This is a genomic window from Nonomuraea sp. CA-141351 (genome assembly GCF_050944675.1).
Classification (GTDB): domain Bacteria; phylum Actinomycetota; class Actinomycetes; order Streptosporangiales; family Streptosporangiaceae; genus Nonomuraea.
Window position 1 is genome coordinate 8482302 of the sequence record NZ_CP191982.1, and the last position, 20848, is coordinate 8503149.

Consider the following 20848-nt stretch of genomic DNA (forward strand, 5'->3'; position numbering starts at 1 on the left):
TCCTCCGTGCCGGCGAGCGGTTCGGGATGTTGCTGCTGGACCTGCGGGAGGGTGAGCGCGTGATCAGGAGCAGGCTCGACCTCGAGAGCGCCGACTACCGCAGTCGCCGCGAATCCATGCTCACCAAGCTGAGCGAGCTCGACGCCGAGCACGCCAAGGCGGTGGCCGGGGGCGGCGAGAAGTACGTCGAGCGGCATCGCCGGCGCGGCAAGCTCCTGGCCAGGGAGCGCGTCGAGCTGCTGGTCGATCCCGACTCCCCCTTCCTGGAGCTGTCGCCGCTGGCCGCCTGGGGCAGCGAGTTCCCCGTGGGGGCCGGCATGGTGTCGGGGATCGGGGTGATCGAGGGCGTCGAGTGCGTGATCACCGCCAACGACCCCACGGTCCGCGGCGGCGCGTCCAATCCGTGGACGCTGAAGAAGTCCCTGCGCGCGGCCGACATCGCGCTGCAGAACAGGCTTCCGTACGTGAACCTGGTCGAGAGCGGCGGGGCGGATCTGCCGAGCCAGAAGGAGATCTTCATCCCGGGTGGGCGGATATTTCGGGACCTGACCCGGCTGTCGGCCGCGGGCGTTCCGACCGTCGCGCTCGTGTTCGGGAACTCCACGGCAGGCGGCGCGTACGTGCCCGGAATGAGCGACTACGTGGTGATGGTGCGGGAACGAGCAAAAGTGTTCCTGGGCGGCCCGCCGCTGGTCAAGATGGCCACCGGGGAGGAATCGGATGACGAGTCGCTGGGCGGCGCCGAGATGCACGCCAGAATCAGCGGCCTGGCCGACCACCTGGCCGAGGACGAGCACGACGCGCTGCGGCTCGGGCGGCAGATCGTACGTTCCCTCAACTGGCGGAAGAAGGGCGTCACCCCGCAGCCGGCGCGGGAGCCGAGATACCCGGTGGACGAGTTGCTGGGGATCGTGCCCGAAGACCTGAAGGTGCCGTTCGACCCCCGCGAGGTGATCGCGCGGGTGGTGGACGGGAGCGAGTTCGAGGAGTTCAAGCCGCTGTACGGCGCCTCGCTCGTGACCGGCTGGGCACGTGTCCACGGCTACCCGGTGGGCGTGCTGGCCAACGCGCGCGGCGTGCTGTTCAGCGAGGAGTCGCAGAAGGCCACCCAGTTCATCCAGCTCGCGAACCAGTCGCGCACTCCGCTCCTGTTCCTCCAGAACACGACCGGTTACATGGTCGGCAAGGACTACGAGCAGGGCGGCATCATCAAGCACGGCGCCATGATGATCAACGCCGTGTCCAACTCGACCGTGCCCCACCTCACCATCGTCATGGGCGCCTCGTACGGCGCGGGCAACTACGGCATGTGCGGGCGCGCGTACGAGCCCCGCTTCCTGTTCAGCTGGCCGAGCGCCAAGTCTGCGGTGATGGGGCCCGCGCAGCTCGCCGGGGTGCTGTCGATCGTGGGCAGGGCGTCGGCGCAGGCCAAGGGTCAGGTGTACGACGAGGAGGCGGACGCGGCGATGCGCGCGATGGTGGAGGCCCAGATCGAGGCGGAGTCGCTGCCGTTCTTCCTGTCGGGCCGCCTGTACGACGACGGGGTCATCGACCCGCGCGACACGCGTACCGTGCTGGGCATGTGCCTGTCGGCGGTCAACAGCGCGCCGGTGCCGGAGCCGGCGGGATTCGGGGTGTTCCGGCCGTGATCACTCGTCTGCTGGTCGCCAACCGGGGCGAGATCGCCCGCCGCGTCTTCCGTACGTGCAGGTCGCTCGGCATCTCCACGGCCGCTGTCTTCTCCGACCCCGACGCGGACGCGCCGCACGTGGCCGAGGCCGATCTGGCGGTACGGCTGCCCGGCGCCCGCCCGGCCGACACGTACCTGGACATCGGACGCGTCCTGGACGCCTGCCGCGCCATCGGCGCGGACGCCGTACATCCCGGTTATGGCTTCCTGTCCGAGAACGCGGACTTCGCACGGGCCGTGCTGGAGGCCGGGCTGGTGTGGGTCGGCCCGCCGCCGGAGGCCATCGCCGCCATGGGGTCCAAGATCGAGGCGAAGCGGCTGATGGCGGAGGCGGGGGTGCCCGTGCTTCCTTCGCTCGGTCCGGAGGCCCCCGGGGAGTTCCCGGTGCTGGTGAAGGCGTCCGCGGGCGGGGGCGGGCGCGGCATGCGGATCGTGCGCGAGGCCGGGGAGTTCGACCGCGAGCTCGAGTCGGCGCGCAGGGAGTCGGCGGCGGCGTTCGGGGACGGGACCGTGTTCGTGGAGCCGCTGCTGGAGGCGGCCCGGCACGTCGAGGTGCAGGTGCTGGCCGACCGCCACGGGACCGTGTGGGTGCTGGGCGAGCGGGAGTGCAGCGTGCAACGGCGGCACCAGAAGGTCGTCGAGGAGTGCCCGTCGCCCGGGATCACGGCCGAGCTGCGGGAGCGCCTGTGCGAGGCGGCGGTCAGGGCGGCGCGGAAGATCGGCTACGTCGGGGCCGGGACGGTGGAGTTCCTGGTCAAGGGCGATCGGGTGGCGTTCCTGGAGATGAACACCCGGCTCCAGGTCGAGCATCCGGTCACCGAGCTGGTCTACGGGGTCGATCTCGTACGGCTGCAGCTCGAGGTGGCCGAAGGGGCTCCGCTCCCGGCGGAGCCGCCCCCGCCTGCCGGGCATGCGGTCGAGGTGCGGCTTTATGCGGAGGACGGGGACTATCTGCCACAGAGCGGGATGTTGCGGCGGTTCGAGGTCCCGGGGGATGTGCGGGTGGATTCGGGGGTGGAGTCCGGGTCGGTGATCTCGCCGTACTACGACCCGATGCTGGCGAAAATCATCGGGTACGGGTCGTCGCGGGCCGAGGCGGTGCGGAAGCTCGTCGGGGCGCTGCGGCGGGCGAGGCTCCACGGACTTGCCACCAATCGCGATTTATTGGTGAAAATCCTGATGAATCCGGCGTTTGTGGCGGGCGACACCCACACCGGCTTCCTCTCCCCGGACGGCCCCGTGCACGGCGCCCACCCGGGACATCCCCAGGACACGACGGCTCCCGGGCACGAGCAGCTGCCGGTGCTGGCCGCCGCCCTCGCCATGGCCGCCGCCAACCGCCGCCGGGCGAAGGTGCTGCCGAGCCTTCCGGGCGGCTGGCGCAACGTACGCTCCCAGCCCCGCCGCGCCCGCTTCGAGGAGGCCGAGGTCGTCTACGACCCGCTCCCCGATGGCGTCGCCGTGATCAGCGCGGAGCCGTACGAAGTGGTCCTGGAGAGCGGCGGCGTCCGGCAGACCTTCCAGGTGGCCCAGTACGACGAGGACGGCAAGGTCTACGTCGACCACGCCGGCGGCTGCGCCGAGCTGACCCCGGTCCCCCGCCTCCCCGAGCCCGTGGAGCACGTCGCCCCCGGCTCCCTGCTCGCCCCCATGCCGGGCAGCGTGCTGCGGGTCGAGGTGGAGCCCGGCGAGCGGGTGGTGAAGGGGCAGGCGGTGCTGGTGCTCGAGGCGATGAAGATGGAGCATCGGATCGCGGCGCCTTCCGACGGAGTGGTGTCCGGCGTACACGTCGAAAAGGGCCAGCAGGTGGAAGCGGGCGCGGTGCTGGCGATCATCCAGGAGGGGACTTCATGACGAGCCTGGTGCACAAGGACCTGGCGAGGGGCGTCGCGACCATCACGCTGGACTCGCCGCCCAACCGCAACGCCCTGTCCGTACGGCTCCTCGCCGACCTGGCCGACCGGCTGCACTGGGCGCTGGCCGAGCCGGAGGCCAGGATGATCGTGCTGACCGGCACGGGGAAGGTGTTCTGCTCGGGCGCGGACATCAAGGAGCAGAAGGCCTCCGGCGCGCCGGTGACGGCGTCGTTCCCGGAGATCCTCACGCTGATCTGGGACAGCCCGAAGCCGGTCATCTGCCGGCTCAACGGCACCGCGCGGGCGGGCGGCCTGGGGCTGGTGACGGCGTGCGACTTCGCGGTCGCGCCGCTGACGGCGTCGTTCGCGTTCTCCGAGGTACGGCTCGGGGTGGTGCCCGCCATGATCTCGGTGCCCGTGCTGCGCAGGGTCGAGCCGAGGGCGGCGGCCGAGTACTTCCTGACCGGCGAGGTGTTCGACGCCGCTCGCGCGGCGGAGATCGGGCTGATCTCGCGGGCCGTACCGGAGGAGGAGCTGGACGCGACGGTCGCCCGCTACGCGGAGCTGCTGATCCAGGGCGCGCCCGAGGCGCTGGCCATCACGAAGCGGTTGGTCAGGGAGGTGCCGGGGATGCCGTTCGAGGAGGGGCTGCGGCGGATGACCGAGTTGTCGGCCGAACGGTTCACCTCGGAGGAGGGACAGGAGGGCATCGCGGCGTTCCGGGAGAAGCGCCCGCCCAAATGGGCCGTGCGATGACCCTCCGGATCGCGAACTGCAGCGGCTTCTACGGCGACCGCCTGTCGGCCGCCCGTGAGATGGTCGAAGGCGGGCCGATCGACGTTCTGACCGGCGACTGGCTGGCCGAGCTGACCATGCTCATCCTGGCCGGGAACCGCCTCAAGGGCCGCCCGGGATACGCGCCGACGTTCCTCCGGCAGCTGGAGGATGTGCTCGGCCCTTGCCTCGATAAATCCATAAAAATCGTGACAAACGCGGGCGGCCTGGACCCCGCCGGCTGTGCCGAGGCCATCCACGCCCTGGCCGGCCGCCTCGGCCTTTCCCCCACGATCGCCCACATCACGGGCGACGACCTCACCGGCCGCCCTCTGGACCTGACCAACGCGGACACAGGCGAGCGGTTGGACGCCACCCCTCTGACCGCGAACGCCTACCTCGGCGGCCGCCCGATCGCCACCGCCCTGTCGGCGGGCGCGGACGTGGTCGTGACCGGCCGCGTGACGGACGCCGCCCTGGTGACGGGGCCGGGCATCTGGCGGTACGGGTGGGGGCCCGGCGACCTGGACCCGCTGGCAGGCTCGGTGGTCGCAGGGCACCTCATCGAATGCGGCTGCCAGGCGACGGGCGGAAATTACGCGTTCTTCCAGGACGTACCGGATCTGGCGCACTGCGGATTCCCGCTCGCGGAGCTGCGCCCGGACGGCTCCGCCGTGATCACCAAGCACCCGGGCACCGGGGGGCTGGTCTCGGTCGGCACGGTGACGGCGCAGCTCGTGTACGAGCTGGGGAGCCCGCGCTACCTGGGCCCTGACGTGGTCGCCCGGTTCGACACGATCACGTTGGCCCCCGACGGCCCCGACCGCGTCCTGGTCTCGGGTGCCCGCGGCGAGCCGCCGCCGGACACGTTGAAGGTGGCCGTCAACTACCTGGCGGGCTACCGGAACACGATGACCCTCGTCCTGACGGGCCTGGACATGGAGGCCAAGGCCCGGGCGGCGGAGGAGGCCCTCTGGGCCCGCATCCCCCGGGACTCGTTCGACCAGGTGGACGTGACGCTGACGGACTCGGGCCTGCTGCGGATCACCGTCATGGACGCCGACGAACGCCGGGTGGGCCGCGCCTTCTCCTCCGCCGTGGTGGAGACGGGCCTGGCCAGCTACCCGGGCTTCTACGCTCTCACCCCGCCCGGCAACGCCTCGCCGTACGGGGTGTACTGGCCGGTGCTCATCCCGGCCTCCGAGGTCCACCCACGGATCTTCCTCAACGGCAAGGAACTGCCCCAGCCCGCCCCAGCCTCCGGCGACCAAGCGGCGAGACGTACAACGGACACGGCGCACGCACGGGACGACGCACCCGCCGTGCGGACATCGGACGCGACCAGGGTGGCGACCGCGGCACCCGGGGCGGAGGCGGCGAGCGCAGGACGTACGCCGAGCAACCCGGGCGCGGCCGGCGACGCACGCGCGACAGACGCCGCACAGGACGCAAGGGCCACGCAGGACGCAAGGGCCACGCAGGACGCACATGCGGCAGGCGAGGCACCCGAGGGTGGAGGCGCGGGCCACGCGCTGGGCACTCTCACAGCGCCGGATGGGTGGGCCGGGGTACGGCGCAGCTCGGCGGCCGTGGCCGGCGAGCAAGGTGCCGTACGGGTGCCGTTGGGGCGGATTGCCGGGGCGCGGTCCGGGGACAAGGGCGGGAACGCCAACCTGGGCGTCTGGACCGACACGCGAGAGCGGTACGACTGGCTGGCGACGCACCTGACCCCGGACAATCTCAGAAGCCTCCTACCGGCCCTCGAACACCACCGCATCGACCGCTACGAGCTCCCCAACATCAAGGCGCTCAACTTCGTCATCCACGGCCTGCTCGGCCGGGGCGTGGCGGCGAGCCCGAGGATGGACCCCCAGGCGAAGGCGCTCGGCGAGGAGTTGCGGGCGAGGGAGGTCGACATCCCCCCGCACCTACGAGGCTGATCGCCGACGGCATCCCCGGCGGCTACGAGGCTGATCGCCAGCCCAGCAGCCCCGCCCCGAGTAGGCCGGCGTCGACTCCGAGCGACGACGCCACCACCTCCGGCGGCCGGCGGAACGCCAGCCGCCCCGCCAGCCGCTCCCGTAGCGGTACCAGCAGCGCGTCCCCCGCCAGCGAGACACCGCCCCCGATGACGATCCGCGCCGGGTCGAGCAGCAGCGTGTACGTGGCCAGCGCCAGAGCGAGCGCGTCCACGGCCGACGACCAGACCTCCGCCGCCCGCACGTCCCCCTCGGCGGCCAGTCGCACCACGTCACGCGCCGTCGCCCCCGAGTCATGCCGCACCGCATCACCCGCCGCAGCCCCCGAGCCATTCCGCACCGCATCACCCACAGCCCCCGAGCGGTACCGCGCCGCGATGGCCCCGCCCGACGCGTACGCCGCCAGACATCCCCGCTGCCCGCACCCGCACGCCAGCCCATCGGGCCGGACCGGGGTGTGACCGATCTGGCCGGCCCATCCCCCGGCGCCCCCGTACAGCGAGCCGGACAGGACGACCGCGCCCGCGATGCCCGTGCCGATGGGCAGGAACAGCACGTCATCCCCTCCGGCCCCGTACGCCAGCTCCGCCTCCCCCGCGGAGCGGACGTCGTGCCCGAGCGCCACCGGCAGGTCCACGTCCGTGAACGACGAGACGGGCACGTCCCGCCAGCCGAAAGCCGCGGCGAAGACGGCGTGGGTGGGCGTGACCAGCCCGGGCACCGCCAGCCCCACGGCCACCGGGCGCAGCCCTGGCCGGGGCCGCGACAGGTCGGCCACGAAGGCGGAGATGGCGGCGATCACCCGGTCGGCGCCACGAGGTGTGTCACGGCGCTCGAAATGCAGAATTGTCCCGTCGCGGGCGACAAGTCCGCCTTTGATGGTTGTACCGCCTACATCAACAGCAACGACGCAATCCATCCGTCTATCGTCCCCTAAGGTCCGAGTATGACCATCCGTCGCCTCACCCAACACGACCTGGACGACTGCGCCCGCCTGGCCAAGGATCGCGGCTGGCTCCCCGAGCGGCACAAGTGGCGCCTCCTCTTCGAGGTCGGCGAGCCGTACGGCATCGACGCCCCCGACGGCGACGGCCTGGCCGCCACGAACATCCTGACCCGTTACGGCGACGACCACGCCGTGATCAGCATGGTGCTCACGGCGTCGAGGTTCGCGCGGCAGGGCCTGGCCCGCAGGCTCATGGAGCACGTGCTGGAACAGGCCGGGACCCGTACGGTCTCCCTCTACGCCACCGACCACGGCCGCCCGCTCTACGAACGGCTCGGGTTCCGCGTCGTCGGCAGGGCCGCCAAGCACACGGGCGTCTTCGCGGGCGAGCCGTCCGGCACGACCCGCCCCGCCACGGAAGCCGATCTCGACGAGATCCTGGAACTGGACGCGGAGCTGTTCGGCACGGACCGGTCGGCGGTGCTGCGGCGGATGTCCGGGTTCGGCGAGCAGGTACGGATCGCGGACGGCGGCTTCGGCCACTGCTGGCGCAACGACGACAACACCGTGATCGGCCCCGTCGTGGCGCGGGACGAGGAGACCGCACGGGCGCTGATCGGCGACCTGGCGCTGCACGCGGGCGGCGAGGTGCGGATGGACTTCGACCTGGCCATGGACGGCATGGTCAGGTGGGCGGCCGGGCACGGCATCGGCGACCCGTGGCCGGTCTCGAAGATGGTGCGCGGCGGCGACCTGCCGGGCGACCGCTCCTGCCAGTTCCCCCCGTTCATGCAGGCCCTCGGCTGACGGCCCGGCGCCCTGGGCACGCGGTGCGGCCCCGGGTCGCGATGGCGCTGTGGGCAGGCGGCGGGCGGCGGGCGGCGGGTTGACCGTGGGCGCGGCGCTCTCGTAGGGTCGGCAACCCGAACATGGTTCTGTCGAAGGGCGGGTCATGACCACCACCCACATCGACGTCAGCGCCATCGACTTCGCCGCGCTCGGCGCGTGGATGGACACCCAAGGGCTGCCCGCCGGCCCCATCGCGGGTGAGGCGCCGGTCCTGGGCGGCACGCAGAACGTCATGGTCCGCTTCGAGCGCGGCGGCCGCCCGTACGTCCTGCGCAGGCCTCCCATGCACGCCCGGCGCAGGAGCAACGAGGTGCTGCGCCGTGAGGCGCGGGTGCTGGCGGCGCTGCGGGACACGCCCGTCCCGGCGCCCAGGCTGGTGGCCGCGCAGACCGAGCGGGAGCCGGTGTTCTACCTCATGGAGCCGGTCGACGGGTTCAACCCCTCGACCGGGCTGCCGGAGCCGCACGCCTCGGACCCGGCGATCAGGCACCGCATGGGGCTGGAGGCCGCCGCCGCGCTGGCCGAGCTGGGGCGGGTCGATCCGGGGGTGCTGCCGGGGTTCGGCAGGCCGGAGGGCTTCCTGGAGCGGCAGGTGCCGCGCTGGCTCAAGGAGCTCGACTCGTACGGCGAGCTCGACGGCTATCCCGGGCCCGACATCCCGGGTCTGTCCGAGACGGCCGGCTGGCTCGCGCGCCGTCTCCCGCGCACGTTCACGCCCGGGATCATGCACGGCGACTACCACTTCGCGAACCTGATGTTCGCCTGTGACGGCCCCCGCGTCGCCGCGATCGTGGACTGGGAGATGTGCACGGTCGGCGACCCGCTGATCGACCTCGGCTGGCTGCTGGCCACCTGGCCGATCAACAACGGCCACGTCCCCGGGCTGCCGGAGCCGCGGGAGCTGATCGCATACTACGCGGCGCTGTCCGAACGCGACATGTCGGCCATCGACTGGTACGCGGTCATGGCCTGCTTCAAGCTCGGCATCGTCCTCGAGGGCACGCACGCGCGGGCCTTCGCGGGAAAGGCACCTAAGGACATAGGGGACGTACTACACGCAACCACCCTGGAGCTGTTCGAACGGGCACGGGGGTTTATGGACGGGATTCTCAGCTGATTTCCGGAAAAACGATCACTTGTTAGCCCCTGAGCCATACAATTGCGCGCAATTGCACTTGGTTATCGGGGAAGGATCGTCATGCGCATGCGGTTCCTCGGCTCTACCTCGGAGGCGGGCGCCTGCCCCACTCTGTACGAGACCGACCGCGGCACCATCGTCGTACAAGGCCTGCAAGTCACCGACGCGGAGGCGCTCGCGGACCTCCGCGACGTGCTCGACGGCGAGGTCGCGGTGGAGGTCCCCCGCGAGCTCATCACCGAAATCGCCCGCCGGGTCCTGCCTGACCATGCGGCAACCGCTTTCCCGAACAGCGAAGGAACACCGTCGGCAACCGCTTGATCACATTTGCGGCCGGCCCTGGCATGATCGGCACGGACAGGGCTAGCCTCTTGCGGCGTGACGTCGTTTCAGCAGGCGCGTGTCGACCTCGGCAGCCAATTACGCCAGCTGCGCGAGACCGCACATCTGTCCGGCAAGGAGCTGGCCGAGCGGCTGCGCTGGCAGCCGTCCAAGGTCTCCCGCCTGGAGAACGCCCGCCAGACCGCCACCGAGGATGACGTGGTCGTGTGGGCGCAGGCCGTACGCGCCTCGCCCGACACGACGGACGAGCTGATCAGGCAGGCGATCGCGCTGCTGGAGCGGCACGACGACTGGAAGCAGCGCCACCGCAGCGGCCTGGCCGCCATCCAGGAGGACATCCGCGACCTGGAGGCGCGCACGAAGCTGTTCAGGGTGTTCGAGCCGGGCATCATCGTGGGCCTGCTGCAGACGTCCGAATACGCCAGGCACGTGTTCCGCAAGGTCAAGCGCCTCTACAGCGCCGCCGACCAGATCGACGCCGCGGTGCGGGTGCGGATGCAGCGCCAGGAGATCCTCTACGACCGGACGCGGACGTTCAGGTTCGTGGTGACGGAGGCGGCCCTCCGTACCGCTCTCGCGCCGCCCGAGGTGATGCGCGGACAGCTGGACCGATTACTCGCCGTCAGTACGCTGCCGAACGTGGAGTTCGGGGTGATCCCCTTCGCCTCCGAGCTGCCGTCCAGCCCGATCAACGGCTTCTGGATCTACAACGAGGCCATGGTGTCGGTGGCCACCATGACGAAGGACCTGGTCCTTCGCGACCCGGACGACATCGCCTTCTACGTCCGGGCCTTCGACGACTACGCGAAGGTGGCGGAGCTCGAGGAAGCCGGACGGGACATCATCATCAGAATTCTTCACGAATACCGCAAACAAACATCACATTAACCGCAGCAATTGCTTGCCTCCCCACCCAAGATCGTGCAATTCTGTCGCGAGACGTTGCGGAGGTGACGCATGATGCTTGATACCGCGCTCTGCCTCGAGCGGTTCGCCTGGCACGCGGGTCGTCACGCTGACCTGTCGGTCCAGAGCCTCGCCTTGTCCAGCGACCCGGCGTACGTGTCGGTCCGCAACCGCTTCTCGGCCACCCTTGTGGAGACGGTGACGTGCTCCGACGAGGGCGCGTTCATCACCTCGTGGGGCTACCGGCTCGGCACCACGGAGGACGTCGAGTCCGCCGCCGCCCGCCTCGCCTTCCTCCTCGCCGCCCTCCCCGCCTGACCCGAACAGGACTTACGGCCCCTGACGCGGGATTACGGCCTGCGCGGATCTCCGCTCAAGGGCACCACCGCCCGTGCCGCCACGCCAGCGCTCAGCAGCCCGCCTTGTAGAGGACCTTCTGCACCTCCGGCTGGTCCACGTTCTGGGCGGTGACGATGGTGGCGTCCGTGGGGATCGACGGCGTGACCTGCTGCCCCTTGACGGCGGCGACGGCCTGCTCCACGCCCTTGGCGCCGATGTCGCCGGGCAATTGCGCGATGAGCGCCTGCACGACACCGTCCTTCAATTGCTTGACCTGAGCGGGACCGGCATCGAACCCGACCATCTTCACCTTCCCCAGCTTGCCCGCCTGCTGGAGGGCGGATCCGGCGCCGGTGGCCGAGTTGAGGTTCGTGGCGAACACGCCCGCCAGGTCGGGGTCCTTCGCCAGGGCCGCGTTGACGATCTTGGATGCCTCCCCGACGTCGTTGTGCGAATACTGCACGCCCAGATACGTGATCCCGGGATGCGCCGCCTTGATCTCCTGCTCGAACCCCTTGATGCGGGCGTCGACCGTGCTGACGCCCGGGTCGGTGGAGATGACCAGCGCCTTGCCCTTGTCGCCGATCTGCTCCGCCAGCGCCTTGGCCGCCGCCGCGCCGCCCTTGAGGTTGTCGGTGCTGATCCTGGACAGGCCGATGCTCTGGTCCTCCACGACCGTGTCCACCAGGATGATCTTGATGCCCTGCTGCTTGGCCTGGGTCAGCGGCGCGATCATGGCTTTGACGTCGGTGGGCGCGATGAGCATGGCGTCCGGTTCGGAGGCGACGACGGAGTTCACGATCGGCGTCTGCAGCGTCGGGTCGAACTTCTGCGGCCCCTGGACGTCCAGCGCCACGCCCAGCTCCTTGGCCTTGGCCTTCGCGCCGCAGGCCAAGGTCTCGTAGAACTCCTCCCCCGCCAGCCCCTGCACAAGCGTCACCCTGATCTGCCCGCTCCCCCCGCCCTGCCCGCCGCAGGCGGCGATCGTCAACAGCGCTCCAATAGCTGCCACAGCCTTGCGCATCGTGGTGCCTCCTCCTACTGGTCCCGGGCTCTGCGCCTCCACTGGTCGACGTAGACGGCGGCCACGAGCACGGCGCCGACCACCACCTGCTGCCAGAACGGTCGCACGCCCAGGATCTGGAACCCGTTCTGCAGCACGACCGGGATGAACACTCCGATGACCGTCCCGGCCACCGTCCCCATGCCGCCGAACAGCGACGTGCCGCCGATCACCACGGCCGCGATGGCCTGCAGGTTGTCGGTGGAGTGCGCGGACACGCCGGTGATGCCGTATTTGGCGAGCGACAGGTGCCCGGCCAGCCCGGCCAGCAGCCCCGCCAGGCCGTACACCTTGATCAGGTGCCCGCGCACGGCCACGCCGCCGCGCCTGGCGGCCTCGGCGTTGGACCCGATCGCGTACGTGTGCCGCCCGAAGCGGGTGTAGGCGAGCATCAGGGCGAGGGCGGCCGTGATGGCGGCGCAGATCCACGCGATCAGCGGCACGCCGAGCCAGCGCGCCAGGCCGAGACCGAGATTCAGGTCCGACGGGGCACGCAGATCGACGCCGCCGGTGAGCAGCAGCGCGCCGCCGAGCGACATGCCGAGCGTCCCGAGCGTCACGATCAGCGCGGGGATACGGCCCATGGCGATCAGCACGCCGTTCAGCACGCCCCACGCCAGTCCCGTGACGAGCGCGGCCAGGGTGCCGAGGAGCAGCGAGCCGGTGGCGTCCATCACCTCGGCGGCCGCCACGGCCGAGAACACCAGCACCCCGCCCACCGACAGGTCGATCCCCGCGGTGATGATCACGTACGTCATGCCGGTGGCGAGCAGCAGCAGGATGGCGGCGTCGCTGACCAGGTTGAGCAGGTTGAACGAGGTCGGAAACGTGCTCGGCGCCAGCACCGAGAACGCCACCAGCAGCGCGACCAGCACCAGCCCGATCCACACGACCTGCAGCCGCCCCAGCCGCGCTCCCTTCATGCGCCACTCCCCCGCCCGCCGTCCTCCTGTGCGCCGAGCGCGCCGGTCATGGCCCCGACCAGCTCCTCCATCGAGACGTTCGCGGTGTCGAAGCGGGCCACCCTGCGTCCCAGCCGCAGCACCTCGACCCGGTCGGACACCGCCTTCACGTCCTGCATGTTGTGGCTGATCAGCACGACGGACACGCCCGAATCACGCACGCCGCGGATGAGGTCGAGCACGCGCTGGGTCTGCACGACACCGAGCGCGGCAGTGGGCTCGTCCATGAACACCGCCCGCCGTGCCCACGTCACCGCCCTGGCCACCGCGACCCCCTGCCGCTGCCCGCCGGACAGCGCGGAGACCGGCGTGGTCTCGGACGCGAGCCGCACGCCGAGCCGCTCGCAGGCATCGCGCGTGGCGCGGCGCATGGCGGCGTTGTCCAGCACGCCGAGCAGACCGAGGAGGCCGGGCTTGAGCCGTTCCCTCCCGAGAAAGAAGTTGGCGGCGGGGCTGAGGTCGGCGCAGAGCGCGAGGTCCTGGTAGACGGTCTCGATGCCGGCGCTCCTAGCCTCCTCGACCGACCCGAACGCCACCGGCTCACCGTCGATCTCGATCGTCCCCGCGTCCGGCCGTTCGACGCCTGAGAGGATCTTCGCCAGCGTGGACTTGCCCGCGCCGTTGTCGCCGATCAGCGCGACCACCTCGCCGGGCCGCAGGGCGAAGTCCGCGCCGCGCAACGCCTCGACGTGGCCGTAGCTCTTCACGATCCCGCGGGCGGCGATCAACGGTACGGCCATAAGAACATCAAGAATGCGATTGACATCGTTGTCAAGGCTCAGATGTCACGGCACCCGGGACACCGCCGCGAGGTCACGGTAGGCGTCCCACAACTCGCCCAGGAAGAACCGGCCGAACCTCACCATCGCCGCGGCCCCGTCGGGTCCCCAGGTGCGGAACGTCGTGAGCTGGTGCATGAAGTCCGGCAGGAGGATCCTGATGACGCCCGCGGCGACCACCTCGGCCCCCGCGTCGCCCGCCGGAGCGGTGTGTCCGCGCAGGATCCGGACGTACAGGGTGGAGGTGTCGTGCCACATGTCGGCCCCGGGGTCCGCTGCCGCGAACTGGGCGTGCCCCGCTACAGCGACTTCCGCGAGCTGCTCCACCTGCCGCCGCCGAGCGGGTTCGACACGCTCACCGACGATCCGGCGCTGGCGGCGGAGCTGCGTGAGGTGTACTCGGACCGGCTGGAGGACGTCGACCTGATCGTGGGGATGTTCGCCGAGAAGCGCCCGCGGGGGTTCGCCTTCAGCGACACGGCCTCCGTGATCCTGCGCCACCATCCGGAGCTCCGCCCGGCGCTGCACCGCGTGGAGAACGCGTTCGCCCCATGGCGCCGATCCCGGCCCTGAGGTGCGGGGCGCCGTCGAGGTGCCCCTTCCCGGTCACGCGGTGCAGTCGTAGAGGCCCTCCTGGCCGTCCACGGCCTTGCAGTTCTCCTGTACGTACGTGCTCACCTCGCTGTTACCCCTGTCCGGGCCGCCGCGGTCGCCGCCCGACATGACGTAGCGGAGCTGTCCGGAGGAGACGAGCTCCTTGAGGCGGTCCACGGTCATGGCGGGGTCGCTGCCGGTGAAGCCGCCCATGGCGAGCACGGGCTTGCCGGTGGACAGGATGATCGGCGACGCCTGCATGGAGCTGTTCACCGCGACCAGCCAGGTGGCCTTGCCCTGGTTGGCCAGGAGGTACTTGACCATGGAGTCGCTGACACCGCCGCCTGGGCCGCCGCCCATGAAGCCCGCCCGGCCGCTCCGGCCCGTCCCCGAACCGGCGTCCCGGCCGTCCTGCTGTCCCTGCCCACCGGGCATCTGACCAGGGGGCACCTGACCGGAGGGCATCTGACCTCCAGGGAACTCGCCGCCGGGGAACTGGCCGCCGGGTCCGCCGCCCATCCGGCCGAAGCCCATCCCTCCCGTGCTCGGCCCGGCCGTAGGGTTCGACCCGTTCACCTGCGACTGCAACGGCGTGACGGCGAAAGCGGCAGGACCGGCCAGCCCCGCGACCACCGTGGCGGCCAGCGCGACGGCGGCGATCTTGACCGTCACCTGCGCCCGTACCCTGGCCAGCGCCAGCACCGCCACGGCCACCAAGGTCGCCCCGAGCACGACCCAGGCCAGCCACGGCGCCCAGTCGGGCGTGCGGCGCAGCACCATGAACGACCAGGCGCCCGTCACGGCCACCGCCAGCGGCAGCGCCCAGGCCCACGCCCGCGACCGCCGGTACGCCTGCCACATGACGACGCCGCCCATCCCGCACAGAGCGGCCACCGCGGGAGCCATCGCGGTCGTGTAGTACGGGTGGAAGGTCCCGCTGGAGAAGCTGAACACCATGTAGTGGACGACCAGCCAGCCGCCCCACACCAGCCACGCCGCCCAGGACGGGCCGTCCGTGAGCCGCCGCACCCGCATGATCACAGCGAACGCCAGCGCCACCACGCAGAACGGCAGCAGCCAGGAGATCTGCCCGGCCATGATGTCGTTGAACAGCCGCCCGGCGCCGGACTCCCCGCCGAAACCGGCGCCCCCGCCGCCGCCACCGCCACCGGGGCCCTGGCCCTGGCCGAAGACGCGGCCCAGGCCGTTGTAGCCGATCACCAGGTCCCAGACGGAGTTGTCCGTCGAGCCGCCGATGTAGGGACGGGAGCCGGCGGGCAAGAGATCGACGATCACCATCCACCAGGCGCTCGACACCAGCATGACGACGCCGGCCGCGAGCAGGTGCCCCACGCGCTTCGCCCACGAGGCGCGGGCGCACACGAGGTACGCCAGCGCGAAGGCCGGCACCACGAGGTACGCCTGCAGCATCTTCGCGTTGAAGCCCAGCCCCACGAAGAGCGCGCACAGCAGCAACGGCCGCAGCCGTCCGGTACGCAGGGACTCCAGGCAGAACCAGGCCGCCAGCACCAGCAGGAGCACGAGGATCGTGTCCGGGTTGTTGTCCCGGTTGATCGCCACGGTGATCGGGGTGAACGTCATGACCACGGCCGCCACCAACGCGGCTGTGTGCCCGTACCGTCCGCCGGAGAACGCCCGGCGCACGGAGGAGGAGACGAGGCCGACCGAGGCCGTCCCGGCCAGTGCCTGCGGGAGCAGCATGCTCCAGGTGCCGTAGCCGAAGATCCGCGCGGACAGCCCCATCACCCACAGCGCCAGCGGTGGCTTGTCCACGGTGATGAACGACCCGGCGTCGAGCGCGCCGAAGAAGAAGGCCTTCCAGCTCTTGGTGCCGGAGAGGATGGCGGCGGAGTAGTACTGGTTGGCGTCGCCGCTCAGCCCCCACACGTAGAGGACGAACGCGACCGCGAGCACCCCCCACAGCGCGGGCCTGGACCAGCGCGGGTCCTCCGCGGCGCCCAGGAAGAGGCGGGCGGGCAGGCTGCGGCTCGCGGGGATCCGGTGCGCGGGGCGCGCGGCGGTGGCGGTCATCGGGCAGTCCTCCTTCTGGGGTTGAAGACCCATACGCGCAGCAGCAGGAAGCGTACGAGTGTGGCGGCGGCGTTCGCGATGACGACCGCGACCAGCTCGACGCCGTGCGAGACGCCGGCGGGCAGGAGCGACAGGGTGCCCGAGGTGAGCACCAGCCCGACGAGGAAGGCGATCAGGCCCTCGAACTGGTCCCGCAGCGCCCCGCCCGAGCCCTTGACGCCGAACGTGAAGCGGCGGTTCGCGGCGGTGTTGGCCACGGCCGTGACCAGCAGCGCGATCGCGTTGGCCGCCAGCGGCGAGACGATCAGCCGCAGCAGCGAGTAGAGCGCGAGGTACGCCAGCGTGCTCACCACGCCCACGATCGCGAACCTGGGCAGCTGCCTGGCCATCCCCTTCGGCAGCTCGGCCCGCTCGACCCTGGCGGGCACGGGGATGCGAGCCGCTCCCCACAGCGTCTTGCGCGCCACCCTGACCAGGCCGCGCAGGTCGTCGAGCGCGGTCCGGACGATGTCGACCCGGCTGTCGGGATCGTCCACCCAGTCCACGGGCACCTCGTGGATACGCAGCCCGTGCCGCTCGGCGAGCAGCAGCAGCTCGGTGTCGAAGAACCACTGCTCGTCCTCCACGCCGGGCAGCAGCGCCTGCGCGATCTCCGTACGCACGGCCTTGAACCCGCACTGCGCGTCGGAGAACCCGGCGCCCATCACGGAACGGAGCAGCAGGTTGTACGAGCGGGAGATGAACTCGCGCTTCGGCCCCCGCTCGACCCTCGACGCCCTGGCCAGGCGGGTGCCGATGGCCAGGTCGCTGTGCCCGGACAGCAGGGGCGCGACCAGCGGCAGGAACGCGTCCAGGTCGGTGGACAGGTCCACGTCCATGTAGCTGACGACGTCGGCCTCGCTCCGCGACCAGACCGTGCGCAGCGCCCGGCCGCGGCCCTTCTCGTCGAGGTGCACGGCCCGTACGTGCGTAAGCTCCCCCGCGAGCTCGGTGGCGATCTGCCAGGTGTTGTCGGTGCTGGCGTTGTCGGCGATCGTGATGCGGAAGCCGTAGGGGAAGTTCCTGGTGAGGTACGTCTGCAGCCGGGTGATGCTCGCGCGGAGCGCCCGCTGCTCGTTGTAGACCGGGACGACCACCTCGACCAGGCGCGTCCTTACTGCTGTTGTCTCCATGCCCCAAGCTCACGGGGCGGGGATTTAATGGGACTTATCCGTTTCTGAGTTACGCATGAGAGTTCCCGGCAGTTCCATCGTCGCGATGGCCCCGCCACCTGGCGCGTTCGCGAGACGTACCTCTCCCCCGGCCTCCGCGACGGCCTGCGCCACGATCGCCAGGCCCAGCCCGGAGCCGGGCAGGCCGCGCGCGGACGGCGAGCGCCAGAACCGCTCGAAGACGTGAGGCAGCTCCTCCGCGGGCAGCCCGGGGCCGTGGTCGCGCACGGTCAGCCGGCCGCCGCGCAGCCGCACCTCGACCTGGCCGCCGGGGCTGAACTTGGCGGCGTTGTCGATGAGGTTGAGCACGGCGCGTTCGAGCGAGGCGGCGCTGCCGACGACGTACCAGGGTTTGAGCTCGGTGGCCACCTCGGCGCCGCGCAGCCTGGCTCGTTCCACGGCCGCCGTCACGACCTCGTGGAAGGCCAGCTCGACATGCGGCTCGTGCTCGGTGTCGCCTCTGGCGAGCTGGAGGAGGTCGGCGACGAGCGTGGACAGCTCGGCGAACTGGGCCTTGACGTTGACCAGCAGGCGCTCCTTGGCCTTGGGCTCGAGACTGCGGCCTGTTTGCTCGCTGCGGAGCAGGAGGTCGATGTTGGTGCGGAGGGTGGTCAGGGGTGTTCGGAGCTCGTGGCCGGCGTCGGCGACGAGCTGTTTCTGGCGTTCGCGGGAGCCGGCGAGGGCGGTGGTCATGGCGTTGAAGGACGAGCTGAGGCGGGCGATCTCGTCGTTGCCTTCGACGGGGATACGGGTGTCCAGGTCTTCGGTCTTGGCGATGTGCTCGACGGCGCGCGTGAGGCGGCCCACCGGTCGCAGTGCGGTGCGGGCGATGAGCAGGCCCGCCGACGCGGCACCCAGCACGCCGAGCGCCGAGACGAGGGCGAGCAGCAGCGCCACGTTGCGCAGGGTGTTCTGCAGACGGCCCATCGGCCGGGCGTCCATGACCGCCGTGCCGGGACCGACGTTGACGGTGAGGATGCGCATGGGCGAGCCGTCCTCGGCCAGCCCGTTGTGCAGGTGCTCGCCGCCCTCCGACGCGATGGCGAGATCCTCCGGCATGATCTTCAACGCCGCCCCCATGTAACAGGTGGGGCGGCCGTCACTGTAGATGATCTGCGTCGCCTGCGGCGGTCCGTAATGCCCCACAGGCTCGGGTGTGGGCTGGCAGTGTTCCATGAGCCAGGGCAGGCTGTTCTCGCCTGGCCGCGTCGGCTTCAGCTCTCTGTCCACCTGGTCGTAGAGCTGCCCTCGCACGATCATGAAGCACGCCCCCGCGCTGAGCGCGATGGCGACCGCGACCGCCGCCGCGACCAGGAGCGTGAGGCGGGTGCGCAGGCTGCGCCAGATCACGGCGCGGCCCGTAGGACGTACCCCACCCCGCGCACCGTGTGGATCACACGGGCCTCGCCCCCGGCCTCGGTCTTGCGCCGCAGGTACATCACATAGACGTCGAGCGAGTTGGACGTCGGCTCGAAGTCGAACCCCCACACCTCGCTGAGGATCTGGTCCCTGGTCAGCACCTGGCGCGGATGCGCCAGGAACAGCTCCATCAGCAGGTATTCGGTCCTCGTCAGGTCGAGCCTGCGCTCGCCCCGCGTGACCTCCCTGGTCGCCGGGTCCATGTGCAGGTCCCCGTACGACAGCGTGTGCCCCTCGGGAGTGCTCGCGCTGAGCGCGCCCCGCCGCAGCAGCGCGCGGACGCGGGCCAGCAGCTCGTCCAGCTCGAACGGCTTGACCAGGTAGTCGTCGGCCCCCGCGTCGAGCCCCGACACCCGGTCGCCGACGGCGTCGCGGGCCGTGAGCATGAGGACCGGGATGTGGTTGCCCGACGCCCTCAGCCGGCGGCACGCGGTCAGACCGTCGAGCCTGGGCATCATGACGTCCAGGAGCACCGCGTCGTAGGGCTCCAGCGCCAGCGCGTCCAGCGCCGCCTGCCCGTCGTTGGCCGCGACGACCTTGTAGCCCTCGAACTCCAGGCTCGACTGCAGGGCCTCGCGCAACGCGGGCTCGTCGTCGACCACCAACAACCGTGCGGGCTCACTCATGCGTTAAAAGCTAGAGGCTCATCATGAAAACCTGATAAACGCACTCATCCGCGTTTCATGAGGATCACCACGCGACGGGCATCGCTTTGAGGCCGAAGATGGGGCCGTCGCCCTTGAACGGCAGCTCCTCGTCCGGCACCGTGACTCGCAGGCCCGGGATACGTTCGAACAGCGTGCGCAGCGCGATCTCCATCTCGGCCCTGGCCAGGTTCTGCCCCAGGCACTGGTGGACACCGTACCCGAACGCCACGTGGTGGCGGGCCCCGCGCTCGATGTCGAACTCGTCCGGCCGCTCGAACACCCGCTCGTCCCTGTTGGCGGAGGCGCCGAGCACGAAGATGCCCTCGCCCTTCCTGACGAGCTGCCCGCCGATCTCCTGGTCCTCGATGGCCACCCGGTCGAAGGCCACCCAGTCCACCACCGAGTGGTAGCGCAGCAGCTCGTCCACCGCCATGGGCCACTTGTCCGGATTCGCGCGCAGCGCGGCGAGCTGGCCGGGGTTCCGCATGAGGGTGAGCGCGGCGAGCGGGATCATGTTGGCGGTGGTCTCGTGGCCCGCGACGAGCAGCAGGAAGGTCACGCCCACCAGCTCGTCGTGGGTGAGCTGCCCGGTCTCGATCAGCCGCCCGAGCAGGTCGTCCCCGGGCTGCCGCTCGGTCTTGGTGACCAGGTCGTCGAGGAAGTCCCTGATCTCCATCATCGCGGCACGGCTCGCGTCCTGGTCCTCGAAGCTGGACAGGGCCTCCCGGGTGCGCGACTGGAAGAACTCGCGGTCGTCGAACGGGACCCCGAGCAGCTGGCAGATGACCAGCGACGGCAGCGCCAGCCCGAACGCCTCCACCAGCTCCGCCTCGCCACCCTTGGCCAGCATGTCGTCGATGAGCTCGTCGACGAGGCGCTGGATGCCGGGCCGCAGCTCCTTGATGCGCCTGACGGTGAACTCGGGGATGAGCAGCCGCCGGAACCTGCCGTGCTCCGGCGGGTCCAGGTCGATGAAGTGGCCGACCGCGAACTCCCGCATCGCGGCCTGCTCCTCCGGGGTCGGCGGCTCCGGGCTGAACAGCCAGTTGGGATGGCCGGGGGAGGCCGGGCTGGTGCTGATGCCCGTACCCGACAGGACCTGCTTCGCCTCGGCGAGCCTGGTGACCAGCCATACGTCGCCGCCGGGAAGCGAGGCCCGCACGAGCGGGGCCTCCTCGCGCATCCGCTCGTACTCGGGCGGGGGAGCGAACGGGCAGGTGCGCTGGACGGGGAAGGTCTGAGCCATAGTCTTGCTCCCTATAAGCCGGATCGCATTGCTTACTTACGCGAAAGTAAGTGATC

General features: G+C 70.9%; 20 protein-coding genes. 10 read left to right on the forward strand and 10 right to left on the reverse strand.

Annotation, left to right across the window (positions count from 1 at the left end):
• Positions 1 to 26 precede the first annotated feature (26 nt).
• From ACQPWU_RS39960 to ACQPWU_RS39975, 4 genes are read left to right on the forward strand one after another with little or no spacing between them, the layout of a single operon-like run.
• A complete protein-coding gene (locus tag ACQPWU_RS39960) occupies positions 27 to 1649 on the forward strand; it encodes an acyl-CoA carboxylase subunit beta (protein ID WP_433430866.1) in 1623 nt (540 codons plus the stop codon).
• Entirely contained in the window at positions 1646 to 3544 is a 1899-nt protein-coding gene (locus tag ACQPWU_RS39965; RefSeq protein WP_433430867.1) for a biotin carboxylase N-terminal domain-containing protein, read from the forward strand. The genes ACQPWU_RS39960 and ACQPWU_RS39965 overlap by 4 nt, the downstream gene beginning before the upstream one ends.
• On the forward strand, positions 3541 to 4302 hold the full coding sequence (locus ACQPWU_RS39970; protein WP_433430868.1) for an enoyl-CoA hydratase-related protein: 762 nt from the start codon (positions 3541 to 3543) through the stop codon (positions 4300 to 4302). The genes ACQPWU_RS39965 and ACQPWU_RS39970 overlap by 4 nt, the downstream gene beginning before the upstream one ends.
• Complete coding sequence (locus ACQPWU_RS39975; RefSeq protein ID WP_433430869.1) at positions 4299 to 6260, forward strand: acyclic terpene utilization AtuA family protein; 1962 nt, start codon at positions 4299 to 4301, stop codon at positions 6258 to 6260. The genes ACQPWU_RS39970 and ACQPWU_RS39975 overlap by 4 nt, the downstream gene beginning before the upstream one ends.
• Positions 6261 to 6282: 22 nt before the next feature.
• Here the strand turns inward: ACQPWU_RS39975 and ACQPWU_RS39980 are convergent, their stop codons facing one another.
• A complete protein-coding gene (locus ACQPWU_RS39980; RefSeq protein ID WP_433430870.1) occupies positions 6283 to 7218 on the reverse strand; it encodes an ROK family protein in 936 nt (311 codons plus the stop codon).
• Positions 7219 to 7245: 27 nt separating this feature from the next.
• Between ACQPWU_RS39980 and ACQPWU_RS39985 the strand changes: the two genes are divergently transcribed.
• The 5 genes from ACQPWU_RS39985 (at position 7246) to ACQPWU_RS40005 (ending at position 10798) form a co-directional block, all read left to right on the forward strand.
• Entirely contained in the window at positions 7246 to 8052 is an 807-nt protein-coding gene (locus tag ACQPWU_RS39985; RefSeq protein WP_433430871.1) for a GNAT family N-acetyltransferase, read from the forward strand.
• A 145-nt stretch (positions 8053 to 8197) separates the two neighbouring features.
• Positions 8198 to 9211 carry a phosphotransferase family protein gene (locus tag ACQPWU_RS39990; RefSeq protein ID WP_433430872.1) on the forward strand — a complete coding sequence of 338 codons (1014 nt, stop codon included), beginning with the start codon at positions 8198 to 8200 and terminating at the stop codon, positions 9209 to 9211.
• An 87-nt stretch (positions 9212 to 9298) separates the two neighbouring features.
• Positions 9299 to 9553, forward strand: a complete 255-nt coding sequence (locus ACQPWU_RS39995; protein WP_433430873.1) for a hypothetical protein — start codon at positions 9299 to 9301, stop codon at positions 9551 to 9553.
• Positions 9554 to 9610: 57 nt separating this feature from the next.
• A complete protein-coding gene (locus tag ACQPWU_RS40000) occupies positions 9611 to 10462 on the forward strand; it encodes a helix-turn-helix domain-containing protein (protein ID WP_360705721.1) in 852 nt (283 codons plus the stop codon).
• A gap of 69 nt (positions 10463 to 10531) precedes the next feature.
• Complete coding sequence (locus ACQPWU_RS40005; protein WP_360705718.1) at positions 10532 to 10798, forward strand: hypothetical protein; 267 nt, start codon at positions 10532 to 10534, stop codon at positions 10796 to 10798.
• A 91-nt stretch (positions 10799 to 10889) separates the two neighbouring features.
• Here ACQPWU_RS40005 and ACQPWU_RS40010 read toward each other — a convergent pair whose 3' ends face one another.
• From ACQPWU_RS40010 to ACQPWU_RS40025, 4 genes are read right to left on the reverse strand one after another with little or no spacing between them, the layout of a single operon-like run.
• Positions 10890 to 11843, reverse strand: a complete 954-nt coding sequence (locus tag ACQPWU_RS40010; protein WP_433430874.1) for an ABC transporter substrate-binding protein — start codon at positions 11841 to 11843, stop codon at positions 10890 to 10892.
• Between the two features lie 14 nt (positions 11844 to 11857).
• Positions 11858 to 12805 (reverse strand): ABC transporter permease, encoded by a 948-nt coding sequence (locus ACQPWU_RS40015; protein ID WP_433430875.1) that lies wholly within the window; start codon positions 12803 to 12805, stop codon positions 11858 to 11860.
• Positions 12802 to 13584: an ATP-binding cassette domain-containing protein gene (locus tag ACQPWU_RS40020; protein ID WP_433430876.1), complete on the reverse strand. Its 783-nt coding sequence runs from the start codon at positions 13582 to 13584 to the stop codon at positions 12802 to 12804. The genes ACQPWU_RS40015 and ACQPWU_RS40020 overlap by 4 nt, the downstream gene beginning before the upstream one ends.
• Positions 13585 to 13629: 45 nt before the next feature.
• Positions 13630 to 13881, reverse strand: coding sequence for a hypothetical protein (locus tag ACQPWU_RS40025; protein ID WP_433430877.1), 252 nt, complete (start codon positions 13879 to 13881; stop codon positions 13630 to 13632).
• On the opposite strand from ACQPWU_RS40025, the gene ACQPWU_RS40030 reads away from it, so the two are divergent.
• Positions 13873 to 14196, forward strand: a complete 324-nt coding sequence (locus tag ACQPWU_RS40030) for a peroxidase family protein (RefSeq protein ID WP_433430878.1) — start codon at positions 13873 to 13875, stop codon at positions 14194 to 14196. The two genes, ACQPWU_RS40025 and ACQPWU_RS40030, sit on opposite strands and share 9 nt — an antisense overlap.
• Before the next feature lie 33 nt (positions 14197 to 14229).
• On the opposite strand, the gene ACQPWU_RS40035 is transcribed toward ACQPWU_RS40030, so the two are convergent.
• The 5 genes from ACQPWU_RS40035 to ACQPWU_RS40055 all read right to left on the reverse strand — a co-directional run bounded on the left by ACQPWU_RS40035 (position 14230) and on the right by ACQPWU_RS40055 (position 20792).
• On the reverse strand, positions 14230 to 16269 hold the full coding sequence (locus tag ACQPWU_RS40035; protein ID WP_433430879.1) for an ArnT family glycosyltransferase: 2040 nt from the start codon (positions 16267 to 16269) through the stop codon (positions 14230 to 14232).
• The gene (locus ACQPWU_RS40040) at positions 16266 to 17441 is read right to left on the reverse strand and encodes a glycosyltransferase (RefSeq protein ID WP_433430880.1); all 1176 of its coding nucleotides are present in this window, start codon (positions 17439 to 17441) and stop codon (positions 16266 to 16268) included. The genes ACQPWU_RS40035 and ACQPWU_RS40040 overlap by 4 nt, the downstream gene beginning before the upstream one ends.
• Positions 17442 to 17465: 24 nt before the next feature.
• Entirely contained in the window at positions 17466 to 18830 is a 1365-nt protein-coding gene (locus ACQPWU_RS40045) for a sensor histidine kinase (protein WP_433430881.1), read from the reverse strand.
• The gene (locus ACQPWU_RS40050; RefSeq protein WP_433430882.1) at positions 18827 to 19525 is read right to left on the reverse strand and encodes a response regulator transcription factor; all 699 of its coding nucleotides are present in this window, start codon (positions 19523 to 19525) and stop codon (positions 18827 to 18829) included. The genes ACQPWU_RS40045 and ACQPWU_RS40050 overlap by 4 nt, the downstream gene beginning before the upstream one ends.
• A gap of 64 nt (positions 19526 to 19589) precedes the next feature.
• The gene (locus tag ACQPWU_RS40055; protein ID WP_433430883.1) at positions 19590 to 20792 is read right to left on the reverse strand and encodes a cytochrome P450; all 1203 of its coding nucleotides are present in this window, start codon (positions 20790 to 20792) and stop codon (positions 19590 to 19592) included.
• Positions 20793 to 20848: the final 56 nt, after the last annotated feature.

What these genes read in the sequence shown, in the direction of transcription:
- ACQPWU_RS39990 (WP_433430872.1), top strand. Translation starts at nt 8,198, where the DNA reads ATGACCACCACCCACATCGACGTCAGCGCCATCGACTTCGCCGCGCTC.
- ACQPWU_RS40005 (WP_360705718.1), top strand. Translation starts at nt 10,532, where the DNA reads ATGATGCTTGATACCGCGCTCTGCCTCGAGCGGTTCGCCTGGCACGCG.
- ACQPWU_RS39960 (WP_433430866.1), top strand. Translation starts at nt 27, where the DNA reads ATGTTGCTGCTGGACCTGCGGGAGGGTGAGCGCGTGATCAGGAGCAGG.
- ACQPWU_RS40050 (WP_433430882.1), bottom strand. Translation starts at nt 19,525, where the DNA reads ATGAGTGAGCCCGCACGGTTGTTGGTGGTCGACGACGAGCCCGCGTTG.
- ACQPWU_RS40020 (WP_433430876.1), bottom strand. Translation starts at nt 13,584, where the DNA reads ATGGCCGTACCGTTGATCGCCGCCCGCGGGATCGTGAAGAGCTACGGC.
- ACQPWU_RS40035 (WP_433430879.1), bottom strand. Translation starts at nt 16,269, where the DNA reads ATGACCGCCACCGCCGCGCGCCCCGCGCACCGGATCCCCGCGAGCCGC.
- ACQPWU_RS40015 (WP_433430875.1), bottom strand. Translation starts at nt 12,805, where the DNA reads ATGAAGGGAGCGCGGCTGGGGCGGCTGCAGGTCGTGTGGATCGGGCTG.
- ACQPWU_RS40025 (WP_433430877.1), bottom strand. Translation starts at nt 13,881, where the DNA reads ATGTGGCACGACACCTCCACCCTGTACGTCCGGATCCTGCGCGGACAC.
- ACQPWU_RS40055 (WP_433430883.1), bottom strand. Translation starts at nt 20,792, where the DNA reads ATGGCTCAGACCTTCCCCGTCCAGCGCACCTGCCCGTTCGCTCCCCCG.
- ACQPWU_RS39980 (WP_433430870.1), bottom strand. Translation starts at nt 7,218, where the DNA reads ATGGATTGCGTCGTTGCTGTTGATGTAGGCGGTACAACCATCAAAGGC.
- ACQPWU_RS39985 (WP_433430871.1), top strand. Translation starts at nt 7,246, where the DNA reads ATGACCATCCGTCGCCTCACCCAACACGACCTGGACGACTGCGCCCGC.
- ACQPWU_RS39970 (WP_433430868.1), top strand. Translation starts at nt 3,541, where the DNA reads ATGACGAGCCTGGTGCACAAGGACCTGGCGAGGGGCGTCGCGACCATC.
- ACQPWU_RS39975 (WP_433430869.1), top strand. Translation starts at nt 4,299, where the DNA reads ATGACCCTCCGGATCGCGAACTGCAGCGGCTTCTACGGCGACCGCCTG.
- ACQPWU_RS40040 (WP_433430880.1), bottom strand. Translation starts at nt 17,441, where the DNA reads ATGGAGACAACAGCAGTAAGGACGCGCCTGGTCGAGGTGGTCGTCCCG.
- ACQPWU_RS39995 (WP_433430873.1), top strand. Translation starts at nt 9,299, where the DNA reads ATGCGGTTCCTCGGCTCTACCTCGGAGGCGGGCGCCTGCCCCACTCTG.
- ACQPWU_RS40010 (WP_433430874.1), bottom strand. Translation starts at nt 11,843, where the DNA reads ATGCGCAAGGCTGTGGCAGCTATTGGAGCGCTGTTGACGATCGCCGCC.